Origin of the sequence: Burkholderia sp. Ac-20392, assembly GCF_017104585.1 — a bacterium.
GTDB lineage: Bacteria > Pseudomonadota > Gammaproteobacteria > Burkholderiales > Burkholderiaceae > Burkholderia > Burkholderia lata.
The window spans coordinates 1-1,832 of record NZ_JAAGPB010000901.1 but is presented as its reverse complement, the minus strand read 5'-3'; the positions used below and the strand labels follow the sequence as shown (position 1 = coordinate 1,832).

Genomic DNA, 1,832 nt, shown 5'->3' with positions numbered 1-1,832 from the left:
CGAACAGCACGCCGGACGTGCCGAGCGACAGGAAGCCGCTGCCGGCGCCCGTGACCCCCATGCCGATCGCGGAGGCGGCGTTGTCGCCGGCGCCGCCGGCGATCGTCACGGGCCCCGCGATGCCCCATTCGCGCCGCAGCGTGTCGCGCAGCTGCGCGGCGGGCGCGTTGCCTTCGACGAGCCGTGGCATCTGCGCGCGCGACAGCTCGGTCGCGGCGAGCATCCGGTCGGACCAGTCGCGGCGCGCGCAGTCGAGCCACAGCGTGCCCGACGCGTCGGACATCTCGGACACGAATTCGCCGGACAGGCGCCAGATCAGATAGTCCTTCGGCAGCAGCACCTTGTGCACCGCGCGGAACACGGCGGGCTCGTACTTCGCGAGCCACAGCAGTTTCGGCGCGGTGAAGCCGGGCATCGCCATGTTGCCGGTGATCGCGCGCGATTCCGGCACCAGCGCTTCGAGCTCGACGCATTCGGTGCCGGCGCGCGTGTCGTTCCACAGGATCGCGGGGCGCAGCACCTGGTCCGCACGATCGATCAGCGTCGCGCCGTGCATCTGCCCCGACAGCGCGATGCCGCGCAGCGCGGCGAAGCCGGCCGGATGCGCGGCGCGCACCGCCGCGATCGCATCGAGCATCGCGTGCCACCACGCCTGCGGGCTCTGTTCCGACCAGTGCGGATGGGGCCGGCTGATCGACAGCGCGGCCGAGCCGGTCGCGAGCGGGACCGAACGGGAATCGGTGAGAAGAACCTTGACCTCGGACGTGCCGAGATCGATGCCGAGAAATGTCACGTGTGAAGCATCCTGTCTGGGGCGCGCGGCGGCGCACGCCGAAGCGGCGGCGCGTCGTCGCGGCCGTGCGGTTCGTTGAGCCGGTGCAGCGCGCGGAACCTCGACGGCGGCACCTGCTTCATCGCGAGAAACTGACGGTTGAAATTCGACAGGTTGTTGAAGCCAACCCGGTAGCAGATGTCGGTCACCGTCAGGTCGGAAAACATCAGCAGTTCGCAGGCCTCATTGATGCGCAGCCGGTTCAGGTAGCGCACGAACGACGAGCCGGTATGGCGGCGGAAAAAGCGCGTGAAGGTGCTGACGCTCATCCCGGCGAACGCGGCGACATCGGTTTCGCGCAGCATGCCGGGCAGGTTCTGCTGCAGGTACGACAGCACCTGGTTGATGGTCGACGACATGTAGTGCTGCGCATCGCTGCGGTAGCCGGGGCCGGCGAGCACGCGCCGTTCGCGGCACGACGACAGCCGGTCGAACAGCGACATCAGGATCTCGACGCGCCGGCAGCCGTGCGCGTTCGCGAGTTCGAGCATCAGCGGCGCGACGTCGCGGCCGACGCGGTCGGGAAACTGCACGCCGCGCGCCGCGTCGTCGATCAGGTCGATCACCGGCTGCAGCTCGCTGAACGCGCCGACCATCTTCTCGATCGCGTCGCGCGAGAACTGCAGCACGACGTCGCGCGACGGCACGCGCTCGCCGTCGGCGAGTTCGCTGACCCAGTTGTGCGGCAGGTTCGGCCCGGTGACGATCAGGTTGCCGGGGCCGAAATCGCCGATGTGATCGCCGACGAACATCTTGCCGTGCGACGACTGGATCAGGTGGATCTCGTACTCGGGATGGAAGTGCCACTTCGCGACCGAATGCGGATAGTCGTGGATCCACGCGCGGAACGATTCGTCGCGGTGGGTGGGAACGATCTCGAGATCCGGGTTCATCGTGTGCTCCGTCGGGGGCGTGCCGGCGTGCTACGAACGGGACATCGACCAGCCCGTCGCGGCGGGCGGCGTGGTGCGCGACGCGGCCGCCGGCGGCGCCGCGTTCG

General features: G+C 69.2%; 2 protein-coding genes. Both read right to left on the bottom strand.

The genetic code is table 11. The features are described 5' to 3' along the window. Positions 1 to 793: FGGY family carbohydrate kinase (locus tag G3N99_RS39525; RefSeq protein ID WP_346778521.1), on the bottom strand; the 793-nt coding region annotated here is incomplete at its 3' end. After that, a complete protein-coding gene (locus tag G3N99_RS39520; protein ID WP_011356659.1) occupies positions 790 to 1,725 on the bottom strand; it encodes an AraC family transcriptional regulator in 936 nt (311 codons plus the stop codon). The genes G3N99_RS39525 and G3N99_RS39520, both read right to left, overlap by 4 nt. Positions 1,726 to 1,832 lie beyond the last annotated feature (107 nt).

Bases quoted from the DNA above. Each gene is read 5' to 3' on its own strand.
- G3N99_RS39520 (WP_011356659.1), bottom strand. From the start codon at position 1,725: ATGAACCCGGATCTCGAGATCGTTCCCACCCACCGCGACGAATCGTTC.